This window comes from Metabacillus sp. B2-18 (assembly GCF_021117275.1).
Classification (GTDB): domain Bacteria; phylum Bacillota; class Bacilli; order Bacillales; family Bacillaceae; genus Metabacillus.
In genome coordinates this window covers 5,103,307-5,121,121 of sequence record NZ_CP088245.1, presented here as the reverse complement: position 1 = coordinate 5,121,121, position 17,815 = coordinate 5,103,307, and the positions used below count along the sequence as shown (strand labels likewise).

Sequence of the window (17,815 nt, the reverse complement as noted above, 5' to 3'; positions counted from 1 at the left end):
ATGGGTAAGGTTGAGAAAGATCCTACTCTCTGTGAGGCCACTGAAAAAGTCCAAGTAAAAGGTAGAAAGATTCACTTAGGTGAACTTTTCTACCTTTTTTACTTTATAATTAAAATTATAAATATAAGTGGGTGGTTTCCAATGATACAAAAACAACAAACAATGATGTTTAGTCCATATGTGGCTCTATATGATATCGTCGTTCCTCAGGATAATATGTTACGAAGAATTAAGGATCTAATTGACTTTTCTTTTATTTACGAAGAATTAAAGGATAAATATTGTCTAGATAATGGGCGGAATGCGATAGATCCTATTCGCATGTTTAAATATTTGTTTTTGAAAACCATTCATGATGTTTCAGATGTTGATATTATCGAGCGTTCAAAATATGATATGTCCTTCAAATATTTTTTGGATATGGCTCCGGAGGAAGCCGTTATTGATTCAAGTTCTTTGACAAAGTTTCGTAAGCTTAGGTTAAAAGACATGAACTTATTAGACATGCTTATCAATAAGACAGTGGAGATTGCCATTGAGAAAGAGATTATTAAAAGCAAGTCCATTATTGTAGATGCCACCCATACAAAGGCGAGATATAATCAAATGACTCCAAAAGAAATACTAATGGAGCGCTCCAAAAACCTCAGAAAAGCAATTTATAAAATTAACGAGAGTATGAAGAAGAAATTCCCCGTAAAGCCAAACAATGATCTACTTGAAGATGAGATTACTTATTCCCAAGAGCTCATTGAAGTGATTGAAAAGGAAGAAAGCCTTTTAGAGTATCCAAAAGTCAAGGAACATCTTAATCTCCTGAAAGAAGCCGTTGCAGATGATATCGAACAGCTACAGTCCATGAATGATCTAGATGCCAAAGTCGGACACAAAGCAGCTGACTCATCATTCTTTGGCTATAAAACTCATCTGGCGATGAGTGAAGAGCGAATTATTACAGCCGCAACGATTACAACCGGAGAAAAAAATGATGGAAAAGAGCTACAGACACTTGTTGAGAAAAGTATAGATGCAGGAATGGAAATTGAAACGGTTATTGGGGATACTGCGTATTCTGAGAAAGACAACATTCAATATAGTAAGGAAAATGGAATTAAACTGGTCTCAAAATTAAATCCTTCCATAACTCAGGGTACCCGAAAAAAAGAGGATGAATTTGAATTCAATAAGGATGCGGGCATGTATGTCTGCAAGGCAGGGCATATGGCTGTACGGAAAGCTAGGCAAGGTAAAAAAGGAGTAGGCAAAAACCAAGTTGATACCTACTATTTTAATGTTGAAAAATGCAAGAGATGTCCTTTCAGAGAAGGGTGCTACAAAGAGGGAGCCAAAAGTAAAACATATTCTGTTTCCCTTAAGTCTGATCAACATTCATCCCAAGCACAATTCCAGAAAAGTGTATATTTTAAGGAAAAGTCTAAAGAGCGTTATAAAATTGAAGCGAAAAATAGTGAATTAAAACACAGACACGGGTATAATGTGGCAAAATCCTCGGGTCTAATTAGCATGGAGTTGCAAGGCGCCATGGCTATATTTACGGTAAACATTAAAAGAATTCTAAAGCTACTAGGGTAAAATTAGAGAAAATATGTGGCTAATGCAAAGAAAGAGCCGACTTTAATTCCTAAAAAAGGAAAAAAAGTCGGCTCTTTTTAAACTCACATGAATAATCTTTAAAATCGTCAGATTTTCAGTGGCCTCCTCTCTGTCGTGGGCTTTTTTAGGATTATGAGTTATTTGAACTTGCACTTTCACTAATTATTCGTTATAATACCTAATTGTGAGTAATTTATTTATTTAATTGCTCCTTGCCCATTTATGGGCCGTTTAGACCAAAAGGAGGTGTAAGATGATGAGAAAGTACGAAGTTATGTACATCATCCGCCCAAACATTGAAGATGAAGCTAAGAAAGCTTTAGTTGAGCGTTTCAATAACGTTTTATCTGAGAATGGTGCGGAAGTAACAGAAGCGAAAGAGTGGGGCAAACGTCGCCTAGCATACGAAATCAATGATTTCCGTGATGGCTACTACATGCTTCTTCAAGTTAACTCTGCAGCTGAAGCTGTTCAAGAATTCGATCGTTTAGCGAAAATCAGCGAAGATATCATTCGCCACATCGTTATTAAAAAAGAAGACTAATTAATAGATAAGATAGTCAAAAAAGGATGGTTCTGATGTTGAATCGAGTTGTATTAGTTGGAAGACTAACAAAAGATCCAGATTTGCGATACACACCAAGTGGAGTAGCTGTTGCTACCTTTACTCTTGCAGTAAACCGTACGTTTACAAACCAACAGGGTGAAAGAGAAGCTGATTTTCTTAACTGTGTGATTTGGCGTAAACAAGCCGAAAATGTTGCGAACTTCCTTAAAAAAGGTAGTCTTGCAGGAGTTGACGGTCGTTTACAGTCACGTAGCTATGAAGATCAAACTGGAAAACGAGTTTATGTAACAGAAGTTGTTGCAGAAAGTGTCCAATTCCTAGAGCCAAGAGGAGCAAGTGGCGGCGGTGCCGGTGGCGGTAACAATAACTACAACAACAATAACAACTTTGGTGGGTACCAAGAGAATTCTGGCAATCAAAATCCATTCGGTTCAGATCAAAATCAACGTAATCAAGGTCGTACAAGCTTTGATGACGATCCATTTGCAAATGATGGAAAACCTATTGATATATCTGACGATGATTTACCGTTTTAATAGATGAATTGTAAATAGAAGGGAGGAAATTGATCATGGCAGGCGGACGTAAAGGTGGACGTGCAAAACGTCGTAAGGTGTGTTTCTTCACATCAAATGGTATCACTCACATCGATTATAAAGATGTTGATTTACTAAAAAAATTCGTATCTGAGCGTGGTAAAATTTTACCACGTCGTGTAACAGGTACAAGCGCTAAATACCAACGTAAATTGACTGTAGCTATCAAAAGAGCTCGTCAAATGGCTTTATTACCATATGTTGCTGGTGAATAATAAAAGAAAAGCACAGAGATGGATTGTTTAATCCTTTCTGTGCTTTTTTCGTCATATTTATCTTTAAAAAGAACTTGTGAATACACCGCGATCAAGACTAAAATTTAGGTTAGAACTGTATGTACACGTTTTCTATACATAATACTGTAACACATTATATTTGAACAAACTGAACAGGTTTGTCTACCAGGAAAAGTGTAAGTTTGTGAAAAGAGCAATAAATTAACAAACGATATGAAATACTAAACAGAGCTAAATTCCTAGCTTAAAGGATGTTTTTTCTTAAAAGAGGTGAAGTTGTGAGGAAAACAAATGCTATAACAGAAGGGGCTGTTTTATTAGCACTTTTTATTGTGCTAATGCTTGTAGCAAAATATGCACCGATTATTGGGATACTTGCCCTTTTTGTTCTCCCTCTGCCATTTATTATTTTTACAATAAGGCATAGCTTATCCACTACGCTTATGCTCGTATTGGCAGGAAGTATCCTATCAGTTTTATTCGGATCTATTACTAATATTTTATTAGCACTTATGTTTGGCTTGAGCGGTATGGTGATGGGTTATTTTTATAAAAAGAAACAAACAATGGGTGTATTGGTCGGAGGTAGCTTAGCTTATACATTTAGTATTATTGTATCTTATATTGGGTCAATTGTTTTTCTAAATATAGACTTTATTCAAGACTCTATTGAACTGTTTAAAGACTCAATTCAGCAATCAAAAGCAATTTTGCAATCTTTTGATGCAAGTGGACAGATGAATCAGCAGTTTGAACAGCTTGAAGAAGGAATGGGCTATATTACGACATTAATACCGACTTTATTTGTTACAACAGGTATGGTTTTTGCTGTTATCACCCATCTCATTTCTGTCCCGATTTTAAAAAGACTTAGATTTGAGTTAGCACCTTTAAAACCCTTCCGTGAATGGAGATTACCGACAAGTATCATTTGGTACTATTTAATTAGCTCTATATTATTAATGGTAAATCTCGACCAAGACAGTTTTCTTTTTATGGCTGTTTTAAATCTTTATTTTATTTTGCAATTTTTTGTGCTAATGCAAGGATATTCCTTTGTGTTTTTCTATTCATATGTCAAGGGCTGGGCAAAAGCAATTCCTGTCGTCATTTTAATTGCTTCATTAATCATCCCAATATTCCTTTATCTTATTAGAATCTTAGGTATAATTGATTTAGGCTTTCCTCTCCGTAGGAAAATACAGAAAAAGTAAGATATTGTAATCACTGTTGCGAGGAGTTGATGAGAACAAAATGCCAAGTTTTTATGAAAAGCCATTCATCCGTTATCCCATTTATGCATTAATTGGCGTAACAGTGATAGCCGTACTTCTTCTATTTTTCTATAATTGGTTGATAGGAACCATCCTTCTTACTTGTCTTGCAATTGCTTTTTATTTTATTAATAAAGCAATAAAAGACTTTAGAACAGAAATGAAAGAATATATTACAACTCTTTCATACCGATTGAAAAAAGTCGGTGAAGAGGCTTTAATGGAAATGCCAATTGGGATTTTGCTTTTCAATGATCAATATCAAATTGAGTGGACAAATCCTTTTATGACCTCCTGCTTTGATGAGGATACCCTTGTTGGCAGATCCCTATTTGATGTAGCTGATTCATTAGTTCCATTAATAAAACAGGAAGTAGAATCAGAGACGATTACATTACATGATCGAGAATTTAAGGTCATTATTAAACGTGATGAACGGCTATTGTATTTCTTCGATGTAACCGAACAAATTGAAATTGAAAAGCAATATGAAGATGAACGTACAGTTTTAGCATTTATTTTCTTAGATAATTATGATGAAGTTACCCAGGCGATGGATGACCAATCAAGAAGTGCCATTAACAGTGAGGTAACATCTCTCTTAAATAAATGGGCAAAGGATTATGGTGTTTTTCTTAAAAGAACTTCATCTGAAAGATTTATCGGAGTATTGAGTGAAGACATTTTAACCAAACTTGAAAAAACTAAGTTTTCAATCCTGGATGAAGTTCGTGAAAAAACAGCTATTCAAAACGTATCATTAACTTTAAGTATTGGAATAGGATCAGGTGTTTCTTCACTTCAGGAACTTGGCGATCTGGCGCAATCGAGCTTAGATTTAGCATTAGGACGTGGTGGAGATCAAGTGGCCATCAAACAGCCTAGTGGAAAAGTGAAGTTCTTCGGAGGAAAAACAAATCCGATGGAAAAGCGGACCAGAGTTCGTGCCCGTGTCATATCACATGCATTGAAAGAAATTGTGTCTGAAAGCGATAAGGTTATGATTATGGGACATAAGTATCCGGATATGGATGCAATTGGCTCAGCGGTCGGGATCCTTAAAGTTTGTCAGGTTAATGGAAAAGAAGGCTTTATTGTATTAGATCCGGAAGCAACTGATTCTGGAGTTGAACAGCTTTTAGCAGAGCTTAAATTACACCCTGAACTGTGGTCAAGATTTATCACACCAGAACAAGCACTCGAAATTATGACAGACGAAACACTGCTTATCGTTGTTGATACACATAAGCCATCATTAGTCATTGATGACCGATTGCTCATGAGAAGTGAGCATGTCATTGTTATTGATCATCATCGACGTGGAGAAGAATTTATTAAAGATCCCATTCTTGTTTATATGGAGCCCTATGCTTCGTCTACAGCAGAATTGGTGACCGAATTACTTGAATATCAGCCAAAGCATCTTAAAATGAATATAATTGAGGCTACCGCGCTTTTAGCAGGAATTATTGTTGATACAAAGAGTTTTACACTTCGAACAGGCTCACGTACATTTGATGCAGCTTCTTATTTAAGAGCAAAAGGAGCAGACACAGTTTTAGTACAAAAGTTTCTAAAAGAAGATATCAATAGCTATGTAAAGCGGGCTCAACTTATCCAGCATGCATTTATATTTAAAGATGGCATTGCCATTACTGTGGCAGATGAGCAGGAATTTTACGAGCAAGTGACAATTGCACAAGCAGCAGACACATTATTAACAATGAATGGAATTGAAGCATCATTTGTTATTGCGAAACGAAACCCTGAGTTTGTAAGCATAAGTGCCCGGTCACTTGGTGACATTAATGTTCAGATTATTATGGAAGCACTTGGTGGTGGTGGCCATTTAACAAATGCAGCAACACAGCTGGAGCATACAACATTACAAGAAGTCGAAAAACAGTTAAAATTAGCATTAGAAGACTATTTAGAGGGAGGAACCAAATCATGAAAGTAATCTTTTTAAAAGACGTTAAAGGTAAAGGGAAAAAAGGGGAAGTTAAGAATGTAGCAGACGGATATGCTCACAATTTCCTTATCAAACAAGGATTAGCTGTTGAAGCAACAAATTCAAGTATTAGCTCATTAAATGCTCAAAAGAAAAAACAGGAGCAAGAAGCTGTGGAAGAGCTAGAACAAATGAAGCAGCTAAAGGATGTTCTTGAAAAATTAACAGTTGAAATTCAAGCAAAATCTGGTGAAGGCGGCCGTTTATTTGGTTCAGTAACAAGCAAGCAAATTGCAGATGAACTGAAAAAATCACATAATATTAAAATTGATAAACGTAAGCTGGATTTACCTGATGGCATTCGCTCTTTAGGATTTACAAATGTACCTGCAAAGCTGCATCCGGAAGTAAATGCAACGATTAAAGTACAGGTTAAAGGACAATAAGTAAATTATGGAAAATGATGTGGTTTTGTGGAAAGAGAGAAATTTATCTTGAAGCTTAGCCACTTTTTTTTTACACTTAATAAAGTGTTAAACAGGCTTTTTCTAAAAAGAAACAAGCTAAGCAAATAAAACTTCCCAATTCTTTAGTATGGCACTTAGGTGTATAATAATAAATAGATTTATACTTTCATAATAAATGTAGAAGGACGGTGATCATCATTAACGAGGTACTTGGTGATCGTATACCACCACAAAATATAGAAGCAGAACAAGCTGTTTTAGGAGCTATATTTCTCCAACCATCATCTATTACTGTAACATCAGAATTATTAATCCCAGAAGATTTCTATCGAGCATCACACCAAAAAATTTACAATGCTATGTTAGACCTATCTGATAAAGGAGAGCCGGTTGATCTTGTAACAATCACTTCAGCGTTAGCAGATGTAAATTTACTAGAAGAAGTAGGAGGAGTTTCTTATCTTAGTGATTTAGCAAACTCAGTTCCAACTGCTGCAAACATTGAATATTACGCTAAAATCGTAGAAGAAAAATCAATCCTTAGAAGGTTAATTCGTACAGCTACAACCATCGCACAAGATGGATATAGTAGAGAAGATGAGGTTGAGGTTCTCCTAGGTGAGGCGGAAAAAACAATTATGGAAGTTGCACAGCGAAAAAATGCTGGTGCTTTCCAAAATATAAAAGATGTTCTTGTACAAACGTATGATAATATTGAAACATTACATGATCGTAAAGGTGATGTAACAGGAATTCCAACAGGATTTATTGAGTTAGATAAAATGACAGCTGGGTTTCAACGAAATGATTTAATCATCGTTGCGGCACGTCCATCTGTAGGTAAAACGGCATTTGCCTTAAATATTGCGCAAAACGTTGCAACCAAAACAGATGAAAATGTTGCGATTTTTAGTCTTGAGATGGGTGCGGATCAGCTGGTCATGAGGATGCTCTGTGCAGAGGGAAACATTGATGCACAAAGGCTAAGAACGGGTTCTTTAACACCAGAAGACTGGGGTAAACTAACTATGGCAATGGGTAGTTTATCAGACTCGGGAATCTATATCGATGACACTCCTGGTATTCGTGTCGGTGACATCCGTGCTAAGTGCCGTCGCCTAAAGCAAGAAAGTGGTCTAGGCATGGTTCTTATTGACTATCTTCAATTGATTCAAGGTAATGGTCGAACCGATAACCGTCAACAAGAGGTATCTGAAATCTCTCGTACACTTAAGGAACTAGCTCGTGAATTGAAAGTTCCTGTTATTGCACTTTCTCAGCTATCTCGTGGTGTTGAGCAAAGACAAGATAAGCGACCAATGATGTCTGATATTCGTGAATCAGGAAGTATTGAGCAGGATGCCGATATTGTTGCCTTCTTATACCGTGACGATTACTATGATAAGGAATCTGAAAACAAAAACATCATTGAAATTATTATTGCTAAGCAACGTAACGGTCCGGTTGGGACAGTTTCGTTAGCATTCGTAAAAGAATATAATAAGTTCGTCAATCTTGAACGGCGTTTTGATGACGGCGCCGCATAGAGGAAGAAGATCGTAGAAAATACGGTCTTCTTTTTTTATGTAAGAAAAAATGATTATAAGCAAAGTTTTTCTAGTAACATTATTCCTATTTAATTGGAAACAATAAAAATAAAAGTATGACTAAACAAAATTCTGCTCTTCTTTTATAAAATGTGATTAAATGACGAACAAATATTACGTATTTTTTATAAATGTTCGTATTTACATTGACTTTGTAAAATACGACTGTTAAAATAAACATGTTTGAATAGTGCGAAATTAGTGGAGGTGCACGGAATGTCTTCAGTAGTAGTTGTTGGAACTCAATGGGGAGATGAAGGTAAAGGAAAGATTACGGATTTCCTTTCTGAAAATGCAGAGGTGATCGCTCGTTATCAAGGTGGTAATAATGCTGGTCACACAATTAAATTTGGTGGAGAAACATATAAGCTACATCTAATTCCATCGGGGATTTTTTATAAAGATAAAATTTGTGTGATTGGAAACGGAATGGTTGTCGATCCAAAAGCACTTGTACAAGAACTTGCTTACTTACATGAGCGTGGAATCACAACAGATAACTTACGCATCAGCAACCGTGCACATGTTATTCTTCCATATCACTTGAAACTAGATGAGGTAGAGGAAGAGCGTAAAGGTGCAAATAAAATTGGTACAACGAAAAAAGGAATCGGACCTGCTTACATGGACAAAGCTGCACGTGTAGGAATTCGTATTTCTGATCTGCTTGAGCGTGATACGTTCGAAGAAAAATTATCTCGTGCGTTACAAGAAAAAAATCGTCTATTAGAAAAATTCTATGAAGTAGAAGGCTTCACAGTAGAAGAAATTCTTGATGAGTACTATGAATACGGACAACAAATTAAACAATATGTTGTTGATACTTCTGTTGTTTTAAATGATGCTTTAGATGAAGGACGCCGTGTACTTTTCGAAGGGGCACAAGGCGTTATGCTTGATATTGACCAAGGTACATACCCATTCGTAACATCTTCTAATCCAGTTGCTGGTGGTGTTACAATTGGTTCTGGTGTAGGTCCAACAAAAATTAACCACGTTGTTGGTGTATCAAAAGCTTACACAACTCGTGTAGGTGATGGCCCGTTTCCTACGGAATTACATGACGAAATTGGTAACCAAATTCGTGAGGTTGGTCGTGAATACGGAACGACAACTGGACGTCCACGTCGTGTAGGTTGGTTTGATAGTGTTGTTGTTCGTCATTCAAGAAGAGTAAGTGGATTAACAGATCTTTCTTTAAACTCAATTGACGTATTAACAGGCATCGAAACATTAAAAATCTGTGTTGCTTATAAGTACAAAGGGGAAACGATTAATGAATACCCAGCAAGCTTAAAAGTACTTGCAGAGTGTGAGCCAGTTTATGAAGAACTACCAGGTTGGACGGAAGATATTACTGGTGTACGTAATCTAAGTGAACTGCCAGCAAATGCAAGACACTACATTGAGCGCATTTCACAGCTTACAGGTATTCCATTATCCATTTTCTCAGTAGGACCAGATCGTTCACAAACAAACGTGATTCGTAGTGTATATAGCTAATGACTAATGAGAAGAGAAGAGATTATAACAATTTCTTCTCTTTTTAAATGCTATTATATGGGTTTGGAAAAATAAAAATAATTTTTTTGATAAATATATTGCTATATTATAAAAGTATGTGGTAAGATAGATCCTGTCCTGTTAAGAACAAATTGTTTTTAGAGAGCAATTAGCTCAGTTGGTAGAGCACGAATGAATAAGCTGCGAAGCGAAACATCAGCGCACAATTCGAGCTGCTCCTAGATTATCCTTACTGAGACTTGGGTGTCTGTTACAAGAGGTAAACATATTTATAATCATCACTATAAGATGAGCCATTAGCTCAGTTGGTAGAGCATCTGACTTTTAATCAGAGGGTCGAAGGTTCGAGTCCTTCATGGCTCACCATTGTTATTATGACAATGGCCCATTGGTCAAGCGGTTAAGACACCGCCCTTTCACGGCGGTAACACGGGTTCGAATCCCGTATGGGTCACTTTATCTTTTAATCTATTATATAGTTGTATGGTCCGGTAGTTCAGTTGGTTAGAATGCCTGCCTGTCACGCAGGAGGTCGCGGGTTCGAGTCCCGTCCGGACCGCCATACATATACAATAATGAAAGTAGAAATACTTTCTTTTTATATATACATATTAAAAGTGGACTCGGTAGCTCAGTTGGTAGAGCACGAACGAGTAAACTTTGCTGAATAAACTTCAGCGTACTCCTCGAGCTATATCTTGAATAATCATCCTGAGATGAGGACGATTACTAAGTACAAACCTGATATTCAACTCATCTAAAGTGAAGATAATAGGTTCGTTAACCTAGAAATAAAATCTTTACGAAAAGATGCAACCTAATTATACGGCTCGGTAGCTCAGTTGGTAGAGCAATGGACTGAAAATCCATGTGTCGGCGGTTCGATTCCGTCCCGAGCCACTTAAAAAAGCATGAATCATATTTGATTCATGCTTTTTATTTTTTCTAAGAAAGTTAGACAGTTACTAATCTAAAAATATGTTGAATGCAAGAATAATTGATGAAGTTACAAAATAACATCTATAGTTGTTTGATAAATTGAATAAGCTGCAAAAATAATAAAAAACTTGCAAATAAACTTAAAGTAGTTGCAAAAATCCTTTATTCTTGAGAGGTATTCAATGCCCGGATCCCGATTCTGTGAACTGATTAAGTTTAAATGATTGCAGGCTTGTAAAACAATCCTAATTGACGTCAAAAAAACTATATATAAGACGTATATTGTAAGGTGACTAGCATTCTATAGTAAATTTTACTCTATATTACGACTATATAACTAAATGATACATTAGTATTACAATTTCATGACTGAATCAAAAGTCATACTTTTTTGTGTTAGAGTAATATAGTGTATTATTACGTGAAAATTGCCGACATGATTTTGTCTGCTAGTTTCATTTGTAAGAGGCTTCCTGAGTTTCTTAGAAAAGATTTAGGAGGAAATTCCATTGTTTAAGCGCTTTAATAGTTTAGGAGAAAAGCATTTACATAACCATGTTTCTTTTAGCAAGAAGATGACAATGGGAATTGCATTAGCTGCAACGATTACTTTCGGAACGCATAGTGTAATTGCACAAGCTGAAAACTCATTATCTACCGTATATCATGTTTACCTTGATGGTCAGTATATGGGGACAGTAGATAACCAAAATGTGATTGAACAAGTTGCTACGATAAAAATCAGTAATGTAAAAGAAACATATAAAGATCTTAATTTAACAATTGAAGAATTAGAGATTATACCAGAAAAAATGTTCAGACCGGTTTATGATAACAATGAAACAGTTCGTTCTTTAGAAAAAGACCTAGATGTTGTAGTGGAATCTACTGCACTAAAGATTAATGAAAAAGAAGTTGTCTACTTTAAAAGCAAAGCAGAGGCTGAGGCTGTTTTAAAGCAATATAAGCTTCAATATGTTTCTGAAGATGTATTAAATGAAATAGAGAAGAGTATTGCTACTAATCAAATACCAGCTACTCTTAAAGAAGGACAATCTAGAATAGTGGATGTAACCTTTTCAGAAGATGTTTTGCTCGGAACGAAAAAAGTATCTCCGGATAAAATCATTAGCTCTGAGCAAGGGTTAAACGTATTAGAAAAGGGATCTCCTGAAGATAAACAGTATGTGGTACAGGAAAATGATGTACTTGGAAATATTGCGGAGGCTCATGACTTAACTCTTGAAGAATTATTAAGTTTAAACCCCGGTCTTAAGGAAGACTCTGTTATTCAATCTGGTGATTTGCTTCACGTAACCGAATTAAAGCCATATGTTACAGTAAATATAAAAGAAGAATCATTCATAAAAGAGAATATTGCATTTGAAATTGAAATAAGCGAAGATGCGAATTTGCCTAAAGGGGAAGATGAAGTATCTCAAAAGGGTCAGAATGGGGAAAAATTAGTAAGCTATGTTACTTATAAACAAAATGGCACGGAAGTAAAACGTGAAACGGTAAAGGAAGAAGTAGTAAAGCAACCTGTCAAAGAAATCATCATAAAAGGTACGAAGGTAATTCCATCAAGAGGTAGTGGTGATCTGGCTTGGCCGGCAGTTGGAGGATATATCTCTAGCGGTCTAGGTCAGCGCTGGGGTAAACTACATAAAGGAATTGATATAGCAAGACCTAGTGATCGTACAATAAAGGCTGCAGATAATGGTACGGTGATTTCTGCTGGATCTGATGGTGGATATGGAAATAAGGTTGTTATTGACCATAATAACGGTATAACAACACTTTATGCTCATTTAGATTCAATTTCTGTCTCAGTTGGTCAGGTTGTCTCTCAGGGACAAAAAATCGGTATAATGGGAACAACAGGGAATTCTACAGGAGTTCATCTGCATTTTGAAGTTTATGAGAATGGTAACTTGAAAAACCCTATTGATTACTTAAAATAATGAAAGAAGGGTCTGACACAAATTTGGAGGTCAGTCCTTTTTTTCGTTCTATTACTCTTTACCACTTGAAAAGAAAATCTAAACTTTTATTTATACTATCAGAAAGTATAAAATTTTAAGGATGATCGTATAAGAAAAGTTAAGGCTTTCGACATTAGGGCTTGGCGATAAGCCGAGTTTTTCTAATGAAAATGTTCATAAAGACCCTGAAAAAGATGAATCTCTTCTTTGAAAGTGGTACATTAAACATAAGCATGAACTTGTCATACTAGAACGATGCTAAAGTTTTTTTGATGTGATCATAGTGTAGTTTGAGAAGAAAGAAAACACTAAAATAAATTCACAAAAACAAGTAAGCAGAGCCAAAATTAAAAGGGGCGAGAATATGGAAAAAAAGATATTAGTTGTTGATGATGAAAAACCAATTGCAGATATATTACAGTTTAATTTAAAAAAAGAAGGATACACAGTCTACTGTGCCTATGATGGCAACCAGGCCTTAGAAATGGTGGAGGAAATTAATCCGGACCTTCTTTTGCTGGATATTATGCTTCCTAACAAAGATGGAATGGAAGTGTGCCGTGAAGTTAGAAAGAAATATGAAATGCCGATTATTATGCTAACAGCAAAGGATTCAGAAATAGATAAAGTACTTGGGCTTGAATTGGGTGCTGATGATTATGTAACCAAGCCATTTAGTACACGAGAATTACTAGCACGTGTAAAAGCCAACCTTCGACGACAACAGGCGAATGATACAGCTGAAACAAAAGGATCTAACAACGAAATTTCAATTGGATCACTAGTTATTCATCCAGATGCTTATGTGGTTTCAAAACGTGGAGAAACAATTGAGCTCACACATCGTGAATTTGAGCTTCTTCACTATCTAGCTCAACATATTGGTCAAGTGATGACAAGAGAACACTTGTTACAAACAGTTTGGGGCTATGATTATTTTGGTGATGTCAGAACAGTTGATGTAACAGTTCGACGTTTACGTGAAAAAATTGAGGATAACCCAAGTCACCCTACATGGATTGTAACAAGACGTGGAGTTGGCTACTATCTAAAACAAGCAGAACAGGAATAATGGTATGAAAAGGGTTAGGTTTTTTCAATCCATTCATTTTAAGTTTGTTACGGTATATGTGCTGCTTATTATGATGGCAATGCAAATTATCGGAATTTATTTTGTTAAAGAATTGGAATCCTCTTTAAAAGCAAATTTTGAGGCTTCCTTAACAAATCGCGTTAGCTTACTAGTTTATAATATTGAACAAGAAATGTCTCGAGATCCTAAGGAATACTCTGATGGAAAGACATTAACGAGTGAGATTACTACGATTTTAGATGACTTTCTTACAGAGGAAATTATTGAAGTACGTGTAATAGATATGAGTAAAACAGTCATTGCAACATCTGATATTAATAAGGACTTAGTTGGAAAGAAATCAATTGAAGAAACTGTTCATCGTGCTTTATTGGGTCTGGATTATAGTGGTGTATTTATTTATGAAACAGAACGTGTGCGTGTTATGACCGTTCCTGTTAATCAAAATAACCAAACAATCGGTGCTGTGTATGTAATGGCATCGATGGAAGAAGTTTTTTCTCAGATGAGAATTATCAATAAGATCTTAGCTACTGGAACTATTCTTTCATTGGCAATTACTGCTGCTTTAGGGATCTTCCTAGCAAGAACAATCACTAGACCAATGACTGATATGAGGAAGCAAGCCATTGAGCTAGCAAATGGTAACTTCTCACGAAAGGTTAGGGTATATGGTGAAGATGAAATTGGTCAGTTGGCTATCACCTTCAATTATTTAACGGAAAAACTTGAAGACGCACAGGCTATGACAGAGGGAGAACGTAAGAAGCTTGCATCTGTTATTGCCCATATGACTGATGGGGTTATTGCAACAAATCGTGAAGGAAAAGTTATTCTTATTAACAATCCAGCAATAGATATGCTGAATGTTTCACGTGGAACGGTGAATAACACAGATATCACAGAGCTATTAGGAATAAGTGAAGAATATACATTTGAAAGTTTATTAGAAGAACAAGAATCACTTATTCTTGAATCTGGTACAAATGAACATCCTTTTATCCTTCGTGTTAGTTTTTCAGTGATTCAGAAGGAACGAGGAAAGAATGAGGGACTTATTGCTGTTCTTTATGACATTACAGAGCAGGAAAAAATAGAGCAAGAACGCAGAGAGTTTGTTGCTAATGTATCACATGAGTTACGGACACCATTAACAACGATGCGGAGCTATTTAGAAGCATTAGCGGACGGCGCTTGGAAAGATGATGATCTTGCACCACAATTCCTGAATGTCACACAAACAGAGACAGAACGAATGATACGTTTAGTGAATGATTTGCTACAATTATCAAAGCTTGATCGTACTGATTATAAGCTAAACAAAGATTGGATCAATTTTACTGACTTTTTTCAAAAGATCATTGATCGGTTTGAAATGACGAAATCGCAGCATGTAGCATTTTTTAGAAATATACCAAACGATCCCCTTTATGTTGATATTGACACAGATAAAATCACACAAGTGCTGGATAACATTATTTCTAATGCACTTAAATATTCACCAGAGGGTGGAAAGGTTATTTTTACAGTGGATGTATTACCTGCTGAGTTGCAAATTCGGATAAAAGATGAAGGGGTAGGAATACCTCAAGAAAGTGTAAATAAAATCTTTGATCGCTTTTATCGAGTGGATAAGGCCCGAACTCGTAAACTAGGTGGAACAGGTTTAGGACTAGCCATTGCGAAGGAAATGGTCCAAGCACATGGAGGAGATATTTGGGCTCAAAGTAGGGAAGGAGCGGGAACAACTGTATTCTTTACCTTACCATATGACCCGGAACAAGAGGATGAGTGGGAATGAATAAAGAATCTATAAAAAGTGCCACTTTAACTGTACTGGTGATCATTAGTCTGTTTTTTACTTGGAATATGTGGAATCTTCAGCCCTCATATGAAGAGTTTCAAAATAATTCATTCTTTGAAAGTGTTCCAATTGGTCCTGAGAGGAGAACTCCTTACCAAGTAATTAGGCCAAGACAATTATATATTCATACGCCTGAAGCTCACTTTAGTACATTGGATGATCAGTATTTAGAAGCTCTTTGGACTGAAATGCAGGACTGGAATTATAGTTTAGGAAACAACAAGAACATCGCTCAAACATATACAGAGGAAAATTTTAATAATTGGATTCATAGTAAAGCAGAGGCTAAAATAGAACTTAGGTTCCTCGACGGAATACCGTTGGAAACAATGAAATCGATGTTTGAATGGGATACAGATACAAATGACTCCATTCATTTTGATCGCATATATTTAAATGTACCTAATGAAAAAGAAGCTCAAAAAGTGTACTTTGTCTCAACAGAAAATCTTAAAATTGTTGAAACCTCTGTTAATTTACCTGATGAAAATCAGTTTGTTTCAACTATTTATAATAAAAAAAGTGAGTTTTCCTCTTACTTTGCTTTTGAGACAGATGTAGGAAATGAAATGATGCTTCCTGAAAATACAATAGAGCTCGATAGTTATCAATATTTAACAGATGAAATTGATGATGAAAGATTTAAGGATGCTTTATTCAGCAATCCTCGACTTGTTAAGCAGGATGTGAATTTTTCAAGTAATCGGTACACTGATAGTAAAAGAGAACTAAACATTTTTCCAAATGAGCACTTGGTAAGATTTGTGAATCCAACACTAACTGAATCTAGTGTATTGGAGGAGTATCTTCTTTTAGAGCAAAGTATTAATTATTTAAATGATCATGGTGGATGGACAGATGATTATCTTTTATTTAATATAGATAAGTCCAATCAGCAAATTCGATATGTTATGTCGATTGGTTCAATTCCGGTCTTAACATCAACAGAGGAATATTTTGGTCCAACTATGATTTCGCAGCGCTGGGGACAAAATGAAATTGCTATTTATGAACGTCCTTCGTATCAGTTAATGACGCAGATATCAAGCAGTAATCCTATTAGTCTGATTTCAGGAAAAGAAGTAGCTGAGATTCTGAAGGCTGATCAATCGATTGATATTTCAATGATTAAAAGCATCTATGTTGCATACGAATTAGGTGGCTCTACAGATCAGAAGTATGTAAAACTAACACCTTCATGGTGCATTGAGATGAAAGATGGCACACTAATGAAATTAAATGGTAATCAAGGGAGGGATAAAGGTGGATTGGAGTAAAACGAAAACCATTTTTATCCTTGCATTTCTAATCTTAGATATCTATTTAGCAATTGAGTTCTTTGAACTAAGAGATAAATCGGATTATGCAGTTATGCAAGAAGCAACCTTGGAGGAAAAGCTAGCAGCTGAGGATATTAAGTATGGTGACTTACCTGAAGATATCGGCAAGGGCTTCTATATAACGGCAAAAAGTAAGGATTTCACCCTTGAAGAAGTTAGTAAACTTAATGATAAAGAACAATCATTAGTTGTAACAAATACAAATATTGAAGAAGAATCCTTTCGTTCATTAAAAATGAAGCTAACCAAACCATTTCCATTGCCTGATGTTAATTTAGAAAGTAAAGTGAATCAATTTTTAAAAGAAAATGTTATTTCAGGTGAACTTTATCATTATTGGTATACAGATGAGGAATCTAATTCTATTATATGTATTCAGAAATATAAAAACCGAAATATATTTCAATCAAAGCTAGATCATATTGGTATGGTGATTCTTCAGTTAGATGAGGATAATCAAATTTATGGCTATGAGCAATCAATGCTTGAGGGAATTAAGGAAGTAGAGGAGCAAGAATCAACGATCACAGCGTTAAAAGCAATCGAAGCTCTATATAATAAAAACTATCTTCCAGAGAATAGTCAAATTGTTACTATGCAGTATGGCTATTACACACATATTCCACTTTCGAATCAACAAATTTTGGCGCCAACTTGGCATATTATCATAGAAACAAAAGATAAAGAGAGACAAGATTTTTATGTGAATGCCTTAGAGGGCGATGTTTTACAGTTAGCAGATTAGGGAAAAGAGGAG

At 35.7% G+C, this 17,815-nt stretch carries 14 protein-coding genes and 4 tRNA genes; all 18 read left to right on the top strand.

The features are described from left to right. Nucleotides 1–141: 141 nt before the first annotated feature. The 18 genes from LPC09_RS25515 to LPC09_RS25430 all read left to right on the top strand — a co-directional run bounded on the left by LPC09_RS25515 (nt 142) and on the right by LPC09_RS25430 (nt 17,803). A complete protein-coding gene (locus tag LPC09_RS25515) occupies nt 142–1,593 on the top strand; it encodes an IS1182 family transposase (protein ID WP_231308761.1) in 1,452 nt (483 codons plus the stop codon). A gap of 277 nt (nt 1,594–1,870) precedes the next feature. Further along, nucleotides 1,871–2,158: a 30S ribosomal protein S6 gene (gene rpsF, locus LPC09_RS25510; RefSeq protein WP_098799528.1), complete on the top strand. Its 288-nt coding sequence runs from the start codon at nt 1,871–1,873 to the stop codon at nt 2,156–2,158. A 35-nt stretch (nt 2,159–2,193) separates the two neighbouring features. Next, a complete protein-coding gene (gene ssb, locus LPC09_RS25505; protein ID WP_098799524.1) occupies nt 2,194–2,718 on the top strand; it encodes a single-stranded DNA-binding protein in 525 nt (174 codons plus the stop codon). 35 nt (nt 2,719–2,753) lie between these two features. Further along, nucleotides 2,754–2,993: a 30S ribosomal protein S18 gene (rpsR, locus tag LPC09_RS25500; RefSeq protein WP_026561616.1), complete on the top strand. Its 240-nt coding sequence runs from the start codon at nt 2,754–2,756 to the stop codon at nt 2,991–2,993. A gap of 299 nt (nt 2,994–3,292) precedes the next feature. Beyond that, a complete protein-coding gene (locus LPC09_RS25495; RefSeq protein ID WP_176551236.1) occupies nt 3,293–4,228 on the top strand; it encodes a YybS family protein in 936 nt (311 codons plus the stop codon). A gap of 40 nt (nt 4,229–4,268) precedes the next feature. Next, nucleotides 4,269–6,242 (top strand): DHH family phosphoesterase, encoded by a 1,974-nt coding sequence (locus tag LPC09_RS25490; RefSeq protein ID WP_231308760.1) that lies wholly within the window; start codon nt 4,269–4,271, stop codon nt 6,240–6,242. Further along, complete coding sequence (gene rplI / locus LPC09_RS25485) at nt 6,239–6,685, top strand: 50S ribosomal protein L9 (RefSeq protein WP_098799521.1); 447 nt, start codon at nt 6,239–6,241, stop codon at nt 6,683–6,685. The genes LPC09_RS25490 and rplI overlap by 4 nt, the downstream gene beginning before the upstream one ends. A gap of 218 nt (nt 6,686–6,903) precedes the next feature. Then, nucleotides 6,904–8,253: a replicative DNA helicase gene (gene dnaB / locus LPC09_RS25480; RefSeq protein ID WP_098799527.1), complete on the top strand. Its 1,350-nt coding sequence runs from the start codon at nt 6,904–6,906 to the stop codon at nt 8,251–8,253. Nucleotides 8,254–8,529: 276 nt separating this feature from the next. Then, nucleotides 8,530–9,816 (top strand): adenylosuccinate synthase, encoded by a 1,287-nt coding sequence (locus LPC09_RS25475; RefSeq protein WP_098799520.1) that lies wholly within the window; start codon nt 8,530–8,532, stop codon nt 9,814–9,816. A 311-nt stretch (nt 9,817–10,127) separates the two neighbouring features. Further along, a tRNA-Lys gene (locus LPC09_RS25470) sits at nt 10,128–10,203 on the top strand. Nucleotides 10,204–10,219: 16 nt separating this feature from the next. Continuing rightward, nucleotides 10,220–10,291 (top strand) — tRNA-Glu (locus LPC09_RS25465). Nucleotides 10,292–10,322: 31 nt separating this feature from the next. Further along, nucleotides 10,323–10,399: transfer RNA gene (locus tag LPC09_RS25460), tRNA-Asp, on the top strand. A 265-nt stretch (nt 10,400–10,664) separates the two neighbouring features. Next, nucleotides 10,665–10,737 (top strand) — tRNA-Phe (locus LPC09_RS25455). Between the two features lie 548 nt (nt 10,738–11,285). Next, entirely contained in the window at nt 11,286–12,740 is a 1,455-nt protein-coding gene (locus LPC09_RS25450) for a peptidoglycan DD-metalloendopeptidase family protein (protein WP_231308759.1), read from the top strand. Nucleotides 12,741–13,125: 385 nt separating this feature from the next. Further along, complete coding sequence (gene yycF, locus LPC09_RS25445) at nt 13,126–13,833, top strand: response regulator YycF (RefSeq protein ID WP_231308758.1); 708 nt, start codon at nt 13,126–13,128, stop codon at nt 13,831–13,833. 4 nt (nt 13,834–13,837) lie between these two features. Then, a complete protein-coding gene (walK, locus tag LPC09_RS25440) occupies nt 13,838–15,655 on the top strand; it encodes a cell wall metabolism sensor histidine kinase WalK (RefSeq protein WP_231308757.1) in 1,818 nt (605 codons plus the stop codon). Beyond that, the gene (locus tag LPC09_RS25435; protein WP_231308756.1) at nt 15,652–16,995 is read left to right on the top strand and encodes a YycH family regulatory protein; all 1,344 of its coding nucleotides are present in this window, start codon (nt 15,652–15,654) and stop codon (nt 16,993–16,995) included. Before walK ends, LPC09_RS25435 begins: the two co-directional genes overlap by 4 nt. After that, entirely contained in the window at nt 16,982–17,803 is an 822-nt protein-coding gene (locus LPC09_RS25430; RefSeq protein ID WP_231308755.1) for a two-component system regulatory protein YycI, read from the top strand. Before LPC09_RS25435 ends, LPC09_RS25430 begins: the two co-directional genes overlap by 14 nt. The last annotated feature ends 12 nt before the right edge of the window (nt 17,804–17,815 follow it).